Below are 13,782 nucleotides of genomic sequence, written 5' to 3'. Positions count from 1 at the left end.
CGTAACAGTGTTATGTTACGTTGGTTGTGGAGGAGATAAGGATGGAGCGGGAATTAATTTCGAAGAAGGATCTACTTGAAACCACAGGCATTTCATACGGCCAATTATACCGGTGGAAGCGAAAGCAGCTTATTCCGGAGGAGTGGTTTATTCGGAAATCAACGTTCACGGGTCAGGAGACTTTTTTTCCAAAAGAACTGATTCTGCAGCGCATTGAGAAGATTATATCTTTAAAAGACGATACTTCACTCGATGAATTGGTCGGCAAGCTTACGCCTCAGTTTGAAGAGATGAACATAACGAAAGCGGAAGTTATTGAACGAAACATTGTTACGACTATTCTGTTGGATCGGTTCGAGGACGGAACAGGCGGAGGAGAAGGCATTTTTTCATTCGAACGTCTGTTATTTTTATCCGCCGCCGATAAGCTGCTGCAGGCGGGCGAGATGAGCTTGGCTGAAGCTGAGCAGCTTGTAAAGACGCTAACTGAGCATTATAAGAAGCTTGAGGGCAGAAGCTGCGATCTTATTTTTATGCGCAAAATGGGCGTTTCTATATTCGCCCTGTTATCCGTGCCTGGGGATTTTTATTGTGATGACGGGGTGAAAATCATCTCCCGGTTATCTTTGACGGCGTGTATCGAAGAGCTGACCATGAAGCTTTCATAGGGGGAATGGAGATGGAAGTAAGCAGCTTACCGGAACTTGCGATTACCGGCTTTGGGCGCGCGGCGGGAGGAAGCTACGGGAACGTGACGATTGACGGGGCCGGGAAGGTGGATGCGGAACTCTCCTGCCAGTCATTTGTAGTCAACGGCACAGCAAGAGTCTCAGGAGCGATTCGAACGGAGTCCTTCGAGGTCAATGGCAAAATGACAGGAAAAGGCCCGCTTCATGCACGGCTGGTGCGAATTAACGGTCAGGTCCACATTGAAGGCCCGCTGTCGAGTGACGAGATAAAGCTGGAAGGCATATTGAAACTAGATGGCAGCTGTGATGCGGAGAAGTTCCGCGTTCATGGCGGATTTACGATTGCCGGCATGCTGAATGCAGGAATCATTGATATTCTCCTGCATGGCAGAGGACAAGTGAAAGAAATCGGTGGAGAACAGATCAAGGTGAAACTTGGTGAAAGCAGGTCGCTTGCGAGCGTATTTCAGTGGGTGGTCCCTGTATTTGCGCAGCATCTAACGGCAGAAACGATTGAAGGCGATGAGATTGAGCTGGAAGAGACGACAGCATCCGTCGTTCGCGGCAATCGAGTTATCATTGGATCCGGCTGTACCATTGGGCGCGTTGAGTATCAATCCGAGCTCCGGGTGCATCCGGGTGCCAAAGTGAAGGAACGTATCCGCTGCTGAAGGGGGAAGAATGATGGAGCATGGGGCGAAGAGAAAGGTAACCATTACGGGAACGGGTTCCACGTCGGGCGGTATATTTCATAGTGTGAAAATCATGGGCGAGGGGCAAGTAAACGGCGCTATGGAAAGCGAAATCTTCAGGAGCACGGGGACCTGTTCCGTGAAGGGGGATCTCAAAACCAAACAATACCGCCAGATGGGCGAGACTTCCATCGAGGGCGATTTATACAGCAATCGATTAAACGTCCTTGGGCAAATCGGAGTTACCGGAAGCCTGCGGGGAGGCACGGTGAAAATTAGCGGACAGCTGGATGTCGGGGGAGAGTGTGAGGCAGAATTTTTCCAGGCAAAAGGCGGCTTTCATGTTCATGGGCTGCTCAATGCCGAGAAGATGGTAATCCGGACCTTCGGGCCTTGCCATGCGAAGGAGATTGGCGGCGGGAATATATCGGTTCGTCAGAGTAAGCTTGCGGAGATGAAGCAGTGGTTCTCCAAGAAAGGCCCTATGGAGCTTACAGCAGAGACGATCGAAGGCGACCAAATCTATTTGGAGTATACCAACGCGGATATCGTTAGAGGATCGACGATCATACTGGGACCGGGATGCAGGATCGGACAGGTGGAATACCGCCAATCGCTGCGCAAGAACAAGCATGCCATTGTGAATGCAGAGAAGAAATTATAGCTCGATAGGTGACAAAATTCGATATTTATATAGACAGTTATTTACATGTCTGCTATTATGATGTCATTATATCGAACAAATGAATAGCGACAAGCTATGCGAAGAACGCATGCTGGGCCATATGCCCCGGCTGCGTTCTTTTTTTTTGCTGCTGGCGCTGAAGAAAGGACTGGGAGATGAACAGGAAACGGAATCTGTTAATAAGTTTGACAGCTGCGGTATTGTCCGGATTGCTGGTATACGGGATTTATATGCTGCAGCTGCGGCAGGTGAAATTCCAGGAAACGGTCTCCGTCGTCGTTCCGAAGCAATTCGTACAAGCAGGTGAACGTTTGACGAGTGACATGCTCAGCCTGAAGCAAATTTCGAAGGCTTCCTATGTGCCGGATATGCTGCAAGATGCCAGGGAGGCAGACGGAATGGAGGCCGTGATGCCTCTTGGCTCCGATGAGCCGCTGCTCAAATGGAAGGTGGATAAATTCAGGCTGCTGCCAAGCCGCACACAGTCTACCTTCCAGATTCCGCGTGATTATGTCTTGTCGGTTTCCAATGGTATACGGGCGGGCGATAAAGTGATGCTGTATGTGTCAGGTGAAACTGTAGAGTCCACACGATTATTCGAGGAAGCGGTCACCGTAGCATCCGTTAAGTCGTCGGGCAATGTTGAAATCGACGATACGGACAACCCCAACCTGATGTCGCTTGCAAATGGTGATAAGGAGAAAATGTATGTCTCCAGGCGTGACGCGAATGGCATGATTGATTATATTAATTTGAATTTATCGGAGGCGCAGTGGCTGGAGCTCGATTCCTTGTGCAAGTCCGGGAAGAGCAGGATCGTCATCGCATATTCCTCTCAGTCCTTGGATATCGGGCAAGCTTCCGGCGAAACAGAGGTGAACCCGTGACAGGCAGGCAAGTACCGATCATCGCATTTGTTGGAACAACGCCTAATATAGGGACGACTGCTGCGGCATTTGCAGCCGCTTGTCGGATTGCGGAGGAAGGAGTGAATTCCGTAGGTTATCTCTGCCTCAATCTGAAGAGCTCCAAGATCCACCGTTATATAGGCGTTGACGCCCCGGAAGCAACGCTCGATTCGCTAAGGCCAGAGCTGAAGACGGGCTCTTTATACCCGGATAAGCTGTTACGTTCGATGCATCAGGTGAGAGGAACGAGTCAGCTTCGCATTCTGTTCGGGAATACGATTCGGGATCAAGCGGAGTATTTTACAGTAGAGGAGATGAATCATCTGCTCGATATCGCCCAGCAATCCTTTGATGTCGTCATTGCGGATGTCAGTGCCTATTGGGATAACGCAGCCACCTTATGCGCACTGCGGCGGGCAGATTTCCGGATTGTGGTGACGACAAGCGCATTGTCTCACTTTCAGGAGGATGCACAGCGCTGGTTGAAGCAGCTCTCCCCCGTGTTTGGTATCGCAAACGGCGACTATGAAGCAGTCATTATCCATCCCCCATGGAGAAACGGAGGTTTTCAAGTGAAAGATATTTGCAAAGAGCTCGGAATACCGTTTATTGGACAATTGAGGTTATCGGAAGAATTGCTGTCCCAGCTCGACAGCGGGATGCTTGATGATTGGCTTACGCAGGGAGAGCAGGGTAAACAAGTGATGACGGAGCCGGCAAGACATTTCATACGTAAGCACGGACTGCAGCGAAGAGTGGAGATAAGGGTTCAGCCATGGTACAAGAAACTGCTTACTCACCGCGGCGAAGTGGGGTCCTAAGCGAATGCGGACAGAAGGGCGATTCTCACCGGCAGCCTACTCTGCGCAGATATGGGCAGAAGATTTGGTTACACCCGCTGAGGAGAACGGCGGGCTCGAAGCGATGAGTATGCGGGATTTTTCCAGTCTTGCCGAAGATATCCGAACTTACTTGGCACTCCCCCGAGGCTTTACGGAAGAAGAGAAAAAGCACTATAACGAGAGCTTGAACCGGGCCGTACTTGGTTACGCAGAGGACCGGGAGCGGATATTGGCCGTCATTGCTGATCGGCTGCTGCGTCAGCGTATTCATGAGCTGCCGGAGTACAAGCATCCCTATTCATCTCTGGCTGAAGCATTGTTCGCTGAAGTAATTGGACTTAACGTATTGGAGCTTGTTCTTCAGAATCGGGAGGGACTTGAGGGAATACAGGTTGTCGGGATGAAGATCTTCGTGGTGAGAGACGGCTTCAGCCGTCCTTCGGGGTATTCATTCGAATCCTTGCGGGAAGTTGAACGGATTCAGCAGAACCTTGTGCTTTATAACAATGATCGGATCAACCCGCGCAAGAGATGGGCAGAGGTTATGCTTCGGGATGGTACGCGCGTAACGATGACCGGTTTTGGATTTACCGCGAAACCGACATTAACGCTGCGGTTCTATACGGTAAGGCGGTTTCATCTTCATGCTCTGAGCGAACCGGAGTATGGAACGCTTAGCGATTCTATGCGAAGGATGCTGCTGGATGTACTCCAGGCACGCTTCAACCTTGTGGTTATTGGACCGACGAACTCCGGGAAGACCCATCTGATAAAGGCGCTGATCGGAGAACTCCCGGATGAGGAACGTATCATTACGATTGAAGGAAGGCATGAGCTTATGCTTGGCCGGGACTTTCCGGAGAAGAACATTATTGAATACGAGTCGGACGAGGAAGATGCCATGCACCGGTCTGTACAAGCGTTCAAGCTGGCCCTCCGCCAATCTCCGCAGCGTATCATTCATGCTGAAATTCGTGATGAGGATGCGAACATCTATGTGCGTGCCTGTACACGCGGGCATTCCGGGAGTATGACGACACTGCATGCCAATGCTCTCGAGGATGTTCCTGAAGCGATTTCGGATATGTGTATGCTTGATGGACGGGGGATGAATCCGGTAAGGCTGACCAAGCGAATTGCCGAGCAGGTGACACAGATCGGAATCGAGATGCGGTTTATTGCAGGTCGAAGGCGTGTTGTTCGGCTGGGAGAGATCAACTGGGTTGATGGTGAAGTGAAGGTGCTGGACTGGGCGGTTTTCAATGAGAGTTCTGGAGAATGGACGTATCCTTCGGTTCCGTCTAAGGCAGCGGCAGCCAAGCTGGAGCTTGCAGGTATTAAGCAGGTTAACTGGCAATAATCAGCCAAGTGATGAGAGAAGGGAGCCCGGGAATTGTGCTAACGCTCGCGATTATTCTGGTGAGTATGACGTTATTTATGACGATGTTTATTGCGGTTAAGCAGCTCCTTCACATTTGGTTTGTCCGGCAGCAGTTCGTGAGCCGGCTAAGCTCTTGGCAGACGAATCGGCTGCATCATCGGTTTGCCAGATTTCTCATGAGCTTCGATCGTTTCTACCGGCATTTATCGGAGCTTCTGGAAGCCTTGCGCCTGCCATTTCGGCCGACGTTCATCGTATCTGTGAGCTTGGTGCTGCTGCTGGCCGGGACTTCATTCGGTGCGCTGCTGATTCAAAGCGCCAAAGGGACTTTGCTGTTTGGCGGTGTGCTCGGCACACTTCCGTATATGGTGCTTCGAGTCATTCTTGTTCATGGTCAAATGAAAACCCGCATTGATTTTTTGCCTGCCGTGGAGCTGTTCTATCAATGCTGCCTCGTCAGCGGGGGGAAACAGATCCGGACTGCTCTTCAGCGTACGGTTGAAGAGAAACGTCTGCTGGGTCCGATGCAGGCTGTTTTCGAGCAGCTGTACCGCAATGTCTCTGTCCGGGATGATGATGAGGCCAGCTTACGGATATTCGCAGCTTCGCTCGGGCATGTGTGGGCGGATTATTTTGTTAATATTGTCCGGGCTGGTCTAGCTGAGGGGCATCCGATTACCGCTAATTTGAAAGACTTGATTACCGATATGCGCAAGTCCCGCAGAGCGAACCAACAAGAGAGAAACAAGCTGCTGGAGATAAGGCTTGCTAATTTCTCGCCTGTATTCTTTCTCGTTCTGTTCGTGGGGCTTAACTTTCACTATAATCCTCAAAATGCCTATTTGTACTACATCATCGATCCGGGCGGCCGCGATTTGCTGCTTAATGCAGTGGTGCTGATTTTTTGCTCCTTTGTCATGGGGCTGTGGCTGTCACGTAAGAAAATGTGAAAGCGAGGGAGAAAAATGGCGCAGTCTGTTAGTGTTGTCGTGATGTGGTCCGCATTGGCTGGACAATATGTGTTGGCGTTTTTGTTTGTGACTTCGCTGCTGCGCGTATTAACGGTACGCCGTCCGCGGTTTATGCATTTGGCAGCGTTCCGCTGGCAGCAAAAGCGCGTGCCGGATAACTGGCTAAGAATGCTGCGCATGAGCCGGATGGATCCAAGTTTTAAGGAGCGGGAGCGATTGTTAGCCGGCTGCGGATTTGCTGGCGATGCTGCGGTCTATATGTTTTTCAGGCGGCTGTTTCTTGTATTCGTTCCCCTTTGGTCAGCGGGTATTTATGGGATGTCGCTGCTGCCGATCATTCTGCTCCCAAGCTATGCGCCTCCGTTGCTGCTGGCGGCTGCAGTACTGCTGCTGCTGTGGGACAGGCCGTGGGCTGGAAGCTTTCCGAAGGACAAGAACGGAGCGAATGACGAAGGAAATATTCATCGTCAGCAATCAGCTTCTCTATTTGGCCGGCTCATCGCTCCATATACATACGAAGCTGATGCGATGCTTGCCGTTTACAAGAACGATGCGCGGTGATTTTCAAATGCTGCTGGGCGAATGGTATCACGATGCTGAAGGAGCGCTGAGGCGGTTCAAGCTTCGGCTTGGTACGGAGGAAGGACTCAGTTTTGTTGAAACGATTGATTCGCTGAGGCTGCACGAGAGCGAGCAATATTATGAGCTGCTGCGGGAACGGATTAACGATTACAAGGAGAAGCTGGAGCTGGCGAAGGACAGCCGCAAGGAGTCGACCTCCTATGTGCTTTTTGTGCTAGCGGGCATTCCGATCTTGTACACGTTCCAAATCTTCATTTACCCTTGGGTCAAAGAAGGGCAGAAGCTGTTCGGTTCACTGAACTAAGCGCAGGGCACGTCCATAAGTCTATATCATGAAGGAGGTGAGAGGATGCGGAATATATTGGTCACGGTTATGATGCTTGTCGTTGTTATCTTGTTGTTTAACGCCATTGTTTCAAAGGATACGACAGGCACGAAAGCGCAAATTCAATCCCAAGGGGATACCGCGAATACGAAAATAAGTCTGATTACACCTTAGCAGTCAGAGGGTTTATAAAGGCAGCGCTTCTAATAGATACGAGCAGCAAGCAAACAAGCAAGCAGCTAACCCGAGGTGATTCCCATACGAGCTTTATTGATGTCGCTTCTGCTGATTATCGTTGTGGTAGTTATTTATACGAATGTGACGGGCGGCGAGCAGGGCACAAAGGTGCAGCTTGAGCGGTCCGGCCGGCATATGAGTGACTCAATCAGGGGAATGAGCCCGTGAAGAGCATTCTGGTGTTTATCTTATTCGCTGCTCTGATGTGCTGGCTCATGTTCTCTCCCATCTACAAGCATGTACTAATCGTTCGCCAAGCTGTACTTCAACAGGAGACGGATTATCTGCTGGAGGTTGGTGCCAACGGGGACCATGGATACATTGATGCGGCTATGATGGAGCAGTCCAAGCAGCGGCTTGCGGATTTCGGCCTGCAGCCGGGTTTCGTGGAATTCGAGGTGAGCGCTGCGAACGGAATGGATGCGACGAGTCCATCAGCGCCGCTTCCCCGAGGGGTTGGACTATCTCTAACGGTCAGCTATCCGGTAGAAGGACTGCTGGCTATCGATCAGCTGATCGGTTTGGAGCCTCCTCCAGCCGATGCTCGCTTAAGGGCAGCCGGGATGAAGATGAGCGAGTATATCCCCTAAAGCTGAGCTGAGGACGGAGGACAAACGATGTATAAGCTGGTGCTTGTCATGCTGATGATGGTTATTTGGATGTTCATGCACGCTCTTCAAACCGATGAGGAAATGGCGGTTGCTGCGTTATTTCAAGGCAAACATGCGGTTAATCGTGCGGCTCATGCCGCAGCTCAGCAGGTGGATAGGGCAGCTCTGTCCGATGGCCGATTTCATATTAATGAAGCGGCCGCCTTGGAGCAGGCAGCCCGATATCTGCAAGCTAATCTGCAATTAGACGAGAGCGGACAGCCGCTTCCGGGGACTTACCTGCGCGAGAAAGTAGAGATTCTTGTGTTCGAGGTCGTTAATGACGATCGCCCGTTTCCTTACACGTACTATAATTCTGCCTATGATTATGAGGTGACGCTGCGGCGTCCGGGCGTTATTATGATCATACAACTCGTTTACCCCCGTGTATTTGCCGTGATAGAACCTATTGAGTGGACCATTAAAGGAACAGCGGAGCTTGTTGTAAGTTGACGGGTATGCTGTTCTTTTGTGTTGGTAGGACTTCGGGGATTGTGCAGCACCCGGAATCTTCGCGCTCTTGGTACCTGCTGTAATGGTGGAGCCTGCAAGCATAGGGCAAGTGGGATGGATTTGTACCCGAACACAAGTTACAATACAAGGTAACAGGTTGAGAGAGGATTGTGTTTAATGCTCGCAGTCAGCCTAGCAAGGAGGATAACGGTGTGCCTACATTAAAAGATATCGCGAATCGCGTAGGTGTTTCCATTTCGACGGTTTCACGGGCAATAAGCGACGACACGAGCCGGCCTGTAAGTGAGGAAACGAAGCGCAAAATACGGAGTGTCGCTGTCGAACTAGGGTACAAGCTGACCGATTCGGCGAATTCTGTGGCTGAGAGCAGCACTCGTTTGAAGCAGGTTGCATGCATCATACCCCAATCGCTTATGAGCAATCACCCCTATTTCTCGCAGGTGCTTGAAGGCTTCTATTGGAAAATGAATGAACTGGGGCAGCTCCCGGTCATCGTTCGCACCTCTGAGGAGTGGAAGGATACGCAGCGGCTCGCAGCCATGCTTGGAGAATCGGGCGTGAAGGGCGTACTTGCCATCAGCTGGTACGATAAGGAGCTGTTCGAGCTTTTGCAGAAGGAGGGCATTGTCCTGCTGGGCATGAGCTTCAATGACGATTCCTTGTCTGTGCCGGTCGTTGACTGCGACCGTGTATCTGCTGCGAGGCTGGCTATGCGTCATCTCTTGGAACAGGGACACACGAGAATCGGCTATATTGGAGGACCCGCTTTCTTCGGGAAAATGGAGAATGAGGAGCGGTTTATCGGCTATCAATTCTCTATGCTTCAGTCGAATCTCGGTATTAATCCCGACTGGGTCATCGATACTAATTGGAACGTGGACGAGAGCTACAATAGAATGACCCAAATGCTCATGCACGTTCCGAAGTCCGATTGGCCGACTGCCATATTCTGCGCGAGCGATATGCTGGCTATTCCCGCCATGCGGGCTGCTCTGGAGAAGGAATGCCGTATTCCGGAGGACATTGCCTTCGTAGGTATGGATAATATAGCCGTGGCTCAATATACATCTCCACCCCTTACGTCTATTCATGTTCCCAAGTTAGAAATCGGCAGCGTAGCGGCAAAATCGATGGTTGATTATTTGGACGGACAATACTCGATTCCACCCAAAATATTGCTTCCCTGCTCATTGATCATCAGGGAGTCATCGACTTACGATCGCACTATCAGCTAACGAAATGATATATTCTAGTATTTGCTTCACCCATGAATGCCCGGGCGGCTCTATGTACCGCCCGGGCATTTTGCTATGCCAAATATCGTATAGGGAGCAAAAATAGCGCCAAAAAAAAGAGTTTATTATCCAAAAAAAGCACCAATGCACCAACTTAACTCAATAATTTGGATAAAAATATCGGGAATTTGGATACAGGAGAAGCCGATAGTAATTCGTCTTGTTAACAATTCACTATTGTAAGCGCTTAAATATGTGGTATTATAATTGATAATTAGAATAAAAGCAGAGGTGATTCAGCCATTTAGAGGTTTTTACCCTCTATCCAAACATAATGCAACTTTATCCAAAATATAATCGAATTTTGGATAAAACCATTGACAATTTGTCTCCAGGAATTTTATGATAGGTGCATGTCATTAAACATAACATGCAAAAGCTTCTTAGCTGCCTGCACAAGGAAAAAACTACAATAGAGGTGATAAGGAATGGCTAACCGCACTCTGCAGGCTGCGCTTAAGGTGAACAACCCGATGGGAAGAGGAAGGGCATTGGGGAAACGCATCTTTCGGAATTGGCAGCTCTACCTGCTCATTTCGCCCGTTATCGCCTATTTCATCGTGTTCAAGTACGTACCCATGTATGGCATTCAGATCGCATTCAAGGATTTCATTGCGAATAAAGGCATATGGGGAAGCCCTTGGGTTGGTTTTGATCATTTTCACCGGTTATTCAATAGTTACTTCTTCAAGCGATTGATCAGCAATACAGTCGGCCTCGGACTTTATTCATTGGCACTTGGGTTTCCGATTCCGATCCTCCTCGCCCTTCTTATGAATGAAGTGAGGGTCGAGAAGTTTAAGAAATTTGTTCAAACCGTTACATACGCTCCCCATTTCTTATCTACCGTGGTGGTCGTAGGGATGATGATGATGTTCCTTAACCCCAGGTACGGACTTGTGAATACGATGATCGAGCTATTCGGGGGCAGTCCTGTTAATTTCCTTACCGAGCCCTCTTGGTTCAAAACGCTGTATGTCATGTCCTCCGTCTGGCAGACGACGGGGTGGAGCTCCATTATCTATCTGGCGGCGCTCGCCGGCGTGGATCATCAATTGCATGAAGCGGCCCGTGTGGACGGAGCGACCCGCTTGCAGCGCATATGGCATATTAACATTCCCGGCATCCTGCCGACCATTATCATTTTGTTTATTTTGGAGCTGGGGAACGTCATGTCGATCGGTTTCGAGAAGGTGCTGCTGATGCAGAACTCCTTGAATATGGGAAGCTCAGACATTATAGACACTTATGTCTACAGAAGCGGCATTCAGGAAGCGGATTTCAGCTTCTCAACGGCAGTCGGGCTGTTCAGCTCCATCATCAATTTCGTCCTTCTGGTCAGCGTCAATTCGATATCCAAACGATTTAGCAAAACCAGCTTATGGTAAGGAGGCGTACGCATGTATGATCGGACCCGAGGTGACCGCCTCTTTGACATCTTCAATTATTCGGTGTTAACCCTTGTCGTCATCGCAGTGCTGTATCCGCTTGTATTCGTCCTTAGCGCTTCATTCAGCGACCCGCAATTTATCATGAGCGGCGAAATCGTGCTGTGGCCAAAAGGGCTGACGCTCGATTCCTACAGTAAAATTTTTCATAACAACGACATTGTCAGAAGCTTCGGCAATACGATTGTGTACACCGTGCTCGGTACGGCCATCAACCTTATGATGACGATATGCGGTGCCTACCCGTTGTCGCGGCGTGATTTTGTCGGACGCAACATGATTATGGCCTTGTTCGTTTTTACGATGTTTTTTAGCGGCGGCTTGATACCGACCTTTATTCTCGTTAAGAAGCTCGGCATGCTGAATACGCTGTGGGTCATGATCATTCCGGGCGCGGTTTCGATCTGGAATATTATCATCATGCGAACGTTCTTCCAGCAGACGATTCCCGGTGAGCTGCAGGAAGCGGCCACCATTGACGGCTGCTCCAATTTTCAGATTCTGGGGAGGGTTGTCCTGCCTCTGTCTATGCCGATCATCGCAGTGACGATTCTATTCTATGCGGTCGGTCATTGGAACGCGTTCTTCAATGCGCTTCTTTACTTGTCTGATAAAAGCAAGTTTCCGCTGCAGCTTGTTCTGCGCGAGATTCTCATACAAGGCCAGACGGATGACATGATCAAAGCGTCTACGGAATCAGCGATCAAGCAGCAGCGCGCCGTTGAAGGCATCAAATATGCCGTACTCGTCGTTGCTAACATTCCGATGCTCATCCTTTATCCATTCCTGCAGCGCTATTTTGTGAAAGGCATTATGATTGGGGCCATAAAAGGATAATTCCTTTGCATGGATAATATGGGGTGAAAAAGGGAGGAAATAACCGATGAAGGTTTCAAAAATGGGGAGTATTCTGCTGACCTGCGTACTATCGGTATCGATGGTCTCCGCCTGCAGCAGCAGTAATGGTAATGGCGATAACAGCGGCAGCGGCACTGCAAAAGGCAATGAACCTAGCAACACGGAGAAAAAAGCCGAGGAAGCAGCGGGGCTGAATCCATCCGGATTTCCTATTGTGAACGATAAAATTACGGTGAAGGGGTTCGCGGCCAAACTTTTTGCAAATGCGGACTGGAACAATCTGAAGCTGTGGCAGGAATACGAGAAAGCGACGAATATCCATATGGAATGGGACACCACCCAGAAGGATAGCCTCAAAGAAAAGCGGAATATACTGCTCGCAGGCGGCGAATATCCGGAGGTATTCTATGCGTCGGCGTTCTCCCGTTCCGATCTGTTCAAATATGGCAAGCAAGGCGTTTTCCTTCCTTTGAACGACCTGATCGATAAATATGCACCTCATTTCAAGGCACTCATGGCCAAATATCCAATCATCGGGAAAGGCATTAAGATGCCGGACGGCAATATTTACGGTCTGCCAACACTGTATGATCCTGAATTCAAATCGGTTTTCTATAATACGCCATGGGTGAAGAAGGAATGGCTGGACAAGCTGGGTCTGGCCGAGCCGCAAAATCTTGACGATTTCTACAACATGCTGAAGGCTTTCAAGGAGAAGGATCCAAACGGCAACGGCAAGCAGGATGAGATTGCTTGGGGCGCCGTGGGCACAACCGGTCTGCTTGGCTACCTTAAGGGCTCCTTCGGTCTCAATAATCACGGCAACTCCAATGCCTATGTGGATACGGATCCCAAAACAGGCAAGCTTCGTTTCGTTGCGACGGATCCGGGTTATAAGGAGCTGCTCCAATATGTAAACAAACTGTACAAGGACGGTCTGCTGGAGAAGGACATCGTATCCGTGAAGAGTGAAGAGATCGACGCCAAAGGCACGGGCGGTCTCCTTGCGGTTATCGACAACGTAGATCCTGTGGCCATCTATAATCAGCAGGGCTATGTCGGTCTGCCGGTGCTGAAGGGTCCGCACGGTGACCAGATGTATACGTATATTGGTTCGCCTCTAGGGAACATCGGCATGTTCGTACTGACGGATAAAGCGAAGAATCAAGAGGCCATGATCCGCTGGATGGACTATTTCTACAGCGATGAAGGCATTAAGCTGTTCTTCATGGGCTGGAAGGATGAGACGTACAAGGAGCAAGCGGACGGTACGATCGATTATACGGATGAAATTAAGAAAAATCCGGATGGACTCTCCCTTGATCAAGCGATCAGCCAGTATCTGGTATGGCCGGGCGGGTATTATCCAGGCTTTGTGAAGCAGCAATTCTTTAAAGGTGCGGAAGGGCTTCCGACTTCAGTCGAAAATGCGAAGAAATCCGAAGCGCTTACGCTGAAGCAGGATCAAATCTGGCCTGCATTCAATTTCACGAGTGAAGAGCAGACTGAGCTTACGACTCTCGCGACGGATATTCAAACTTATGTGGACGAGATGAGAGACAAATTCATCGTAGGCGATGCTTCATTCGACAAGTGGGATGAATACGCAGCAACGCTTAACAAAATGGGACTTGACCGTTATATCCAAATCTACCAAGCCGCATTGGACCGTTTTACGACAGAATAGATAATCCCCGCGGTGCCAGGCATCATACTGCGGGAGATGAACATAAGAGAAGGAGCAT

The 13,782-nt window shown here is 49.8% G+C and carries 17 protein-coding genes; all 17 read left to right on the top strand.

Translation table 11 applies throughout. The features are described from left to right. The first annotated feature begins 41 nt into the window (after positions 1–41). Complete coding sequence (locus ACFPYJ_RS11030) at positions 42–668, top strand: YhbD family protein (protein ID WP_379188178.1); 627 nt, start codon at positions 42–44, stop codon at positions 666–668. 11 nt (positions 669–679) lie between these two features. Continuing rightward, positions 680–1,360 carry a polymer-forming cytoskeletal protein gene (locus ACFPYJ_RS11025; protein WP_379188177.1) on the top strand — a complete coding sequence of 227 codons (681 nt, stop codon included), beginning with the start codon at positions 680–682 and terminating at the stop codon, positions 1,358–1,360. 13 nt (positions 1,361–1,373) lie between these two features. After that, entirely contained in the window at positions 1,374–2,045 is a 672-nt protein-coding gene (locus tag ACFPYJ_RS11020; protein ID WP_379188176.1) for a hypothetical protein, read from the top strand. A 176-nt stretch (positions 2,046–2,221) separates the two neighbouring features. Further along, on the top strand, positions 2,222–2,953 hold the full coding sequence (locus ACFPYJ_RS11015) for an SAF domain-containing protein (protein WP_379188175.1): 732 nt from the start codon (positions 2,222–2,224) through the stop codon (positions 2,951–2,953). Beyond that, a complete protein-coding gene (locus tag ACFPYJ_RS11010; protein ID WP_379188174.1) occupies positions 2,950–3,795 on the top strand; it encodes a hypothetical protein in 846 nt (281 codons plus the stop codon). Before ACFPYJ_RS11015 ends, ACFPYJ_RS11010 begins: the two co-directional genes overlap by 4 nt. 4 nt (positions 3,796–3,799) lie before the next feature. Beyond that, positions 3,800–5,176, top strand: a complete 1,377-nt coding sequence (locus tag ACFPYJ_RS11005) for an ATPase, T2SS/T4P/T4SS family (protein ID WP_379188173.1) — start codon at positions 3,800–3,802, stop codon at positions 5,174–5,176. A gap of 35 nt (positions 5,177–5,211) precedes the next feature. Next, positions 5,212–6,147: a hypothetical protein gene (locus ACFPYJ_RS11000; protein ID WP_379188172.1), complete on the top strand. Its 936-nt coding sequence runs from the start codon at positions 5,212–5,214 to the stop codon at positions 6,145–6,147. 15 nt (positions 6,148–6,162) lie between these two features. Continuing rightward, positions 6,163–6,729, top strand: a complete 567-nt coding sequence (locus tag ACFPYJ_RS10995; RefSeq protein WP_379188171.1) for a hypothetical protein — start codon at positions 6,163–6,165, stop codon at positions 6,727–6,729. After that, positions 6,701–7,054, top strand: a complete 354-nt coding sequence (locus ACFPYJ_RS10990) for a hypothetical protein (RefSeq protein ID WP_379188170.1) — start codon at positions 6,701–6,703, stop codon at positions 7,052–7,054. Before ACFPYJ_RS10995 ends, ACFPYJ_RS10990 begins: the two co-directional genes overlap by 29 nt. Positions 7,055–7,099: 45 nt before the next feature. After that, on the top strand, positions 7,100–7,249 hold the full coding sequence (locus ACFPYJ_RS10985; protein ID WP_379188169.1) for a hypothetical protein: 150 nt from the start codon (positions 7,100–7,102) through the stop codon (positions 7,247–7,249). 75 nt (positions 7,250–7,324) lie between these two features. Beyond that, on the top strand, positions 7,325–7,480 hold the full coding sequence (locus ACFPYJ_RS10980; protein ID WP_379188168.1) for a hypothetical protein: 156 nt from the start codon (positions 7,325–7,327) through the stop codon (positions 7,478–7,480). After that, a complete protein-coding gene (locus tag ACFPYJ_RS10975; RefSeq protein WP_379188166.1) occupies positions 7,477–7,902 on the top strand; it encodes a hypothetical protein in 426 nt (141 codons plus the stop codon). The genes ACFPYJ_RS10980 and ACFPYJ_RS10975 overlap by 4 nt, the downstream gene beginning before the upstream one ends. A gap of 27 nt (positions 7,903–7,929) precedes the next feature. Continuing rightward, the gene (locus tag ACFPYJ_RS10970) at positions 7,930–8,415 is read left to right on the top strand and encodes a hypothetical protein (protein WP_379188165.1); all 486 of its coding nucleotides are present in this window, start codon (positions 7,930–7,932) and stop codon (positions 8,413–8,415) included. A 212-nt stretch (positions 8,416–8,627) separates the two neighbouring features. Beyond that, positions 8,628–9,671, top strand: a complete 1,044-nt coding sequence (locus tag ACFPYJ_RS10965) for a LacI family DNA-binding transcriptional regulator (RefSeq protein ID WP_379188164.1) — start codon at positions 8,628–8,630, stop codon at positions 9,669–9,671. A gap of 488 nt (positions 9,672–10,159) precedes the next feature. Continuing rightward, the gene (locus tag ACFPYJ_RS10960; RefSeq protein ID WP_379188163.1) at positions 10,160–11,119 is read left to right on the top strand and encodes an ABC transporter permease; all 960 of its coding nucleotides are present in this window, start codon (positions 10,160–10,162) and stop codon (positions 11,117–11,119) included. Positions 11,120–11,131: 12 nt separating this feature from the next. Further along, positions 11,132–12,016, top strand: coding sequence for a carbohydrate ABC transporter permease (locus tag ACFPYJ_RS10955; RefSeq protein ID WP_379188161.1), 885 nt, complete (start codon positions 11,132–11,134; stop codon positions 12,014–12,016). A gap of 46 nt (positions 12,017–12,062) precedes the next feature. Beyond that, positions 12,063–13,724: a type 2 periplasmic-binding domain-containing protein gene (locus ACFPYJ_RS10950; protein ID WP_379188160.1), complete on the top strand. Its 1,662-nt coding sequence runs from the start codon at positions 12,063–12,065 to the stop codon at positions 13,722–13,724. The last annotated feature ends 58 nt before the right edge of the window (positions 13,725–13,782 follow it).

Origin of the sequence: Paenibacillus solisilvae (genome assembly GCF_042656405.1) — a bacterium.
GTDB lineage: Bacteria > Bacillota > Bacilli > Paenibacillales > Paenibacillaceae > Paenibacillus_Z > Paenibacillus_Z solisilvae.
The sequence above is the reverse complement of the archived record's forward strand: the minus strand, read 5'-3'. Positions and strand labels throughout refer to the sequence as shown.

Coding starts and splice junctions, on each gene's coding strand:
- ACFPYJ_RS10955 (WP_379188161.1), top strand. CDS start 11,132: ATGTATGATCGGACCCGAGGTGACCGCCTCTTTGACATCTTCAATTAT.
- ACFPYJ_RS10985 (WP_379188169.1), top strand. CDS start 7,100: ATGCGGAATATATTGGTCACGGTTATGATGCTTGTCGTTGTTATCTTG.
- ACFPYJ_RS11025 (WP_379188177.1), top strand. CDS start 680: ATGGAAGTAAGCAGCTTACCGGAACTTGCGATTACCGGCTTTGGGCGC.
- ACFPYJ_RS10950 (WP_379188160.1), top strand. CDS start 12,063: ATGAAGGTTTCAAAAATGGGGAGTATTCTGCTGACCTGCGTACTATCG.
- ACFPYJ_RS11005 (WP_379188173.1), top strand. CDS start 3,800: ATGCGGACAGAAGGGCGATTCTCACCGGCAGCCTACTCTGCGCAGATA.
- ACFPYJ_RS10995 (WP_379188171.1), top strand. CDS start 6,163: ATGGCGCAGTCTGTTAGTGTTGTCGTGATGTGGTCCGCATTGGCTGGA.
- ACFPYJ_RS11030 (WP_379188178.1), top strand. CDS start 42: ATGGAGCGGGAATTAATTTCGAAGAAGGATCTACTTGAAACCACAGGC.
- ACFPYJ_RS10970 (WP_379188165.1), top strand. CDS start 7,930: ATGTATAAGCTGGTGCTTGTCATGCTGATGATGGTTATTTGGATGTTC.
- ACFPYJ_RS11020 (WP_379188176.1), top strand. CDS start 1,374: ATGGAGCATGGGGCGAAGAGAAAGGTAACCATTACGGGAACGGGTTCC.
- ACFPYJ_RS10960 (WP_379188163.1), top strand. CDS start 10,160: ATGGCTAACCGCACTCTGCAGGCTGCGCTTAAGGTGAACAACCCGATG.
- ACFPYJ_RS11015 (WP_379188175.1), top strand. CDS start 2,222: ATGAACAGGAAACGGAATCTGTTAATAAGTTTGACAGCTGCGGTATTG.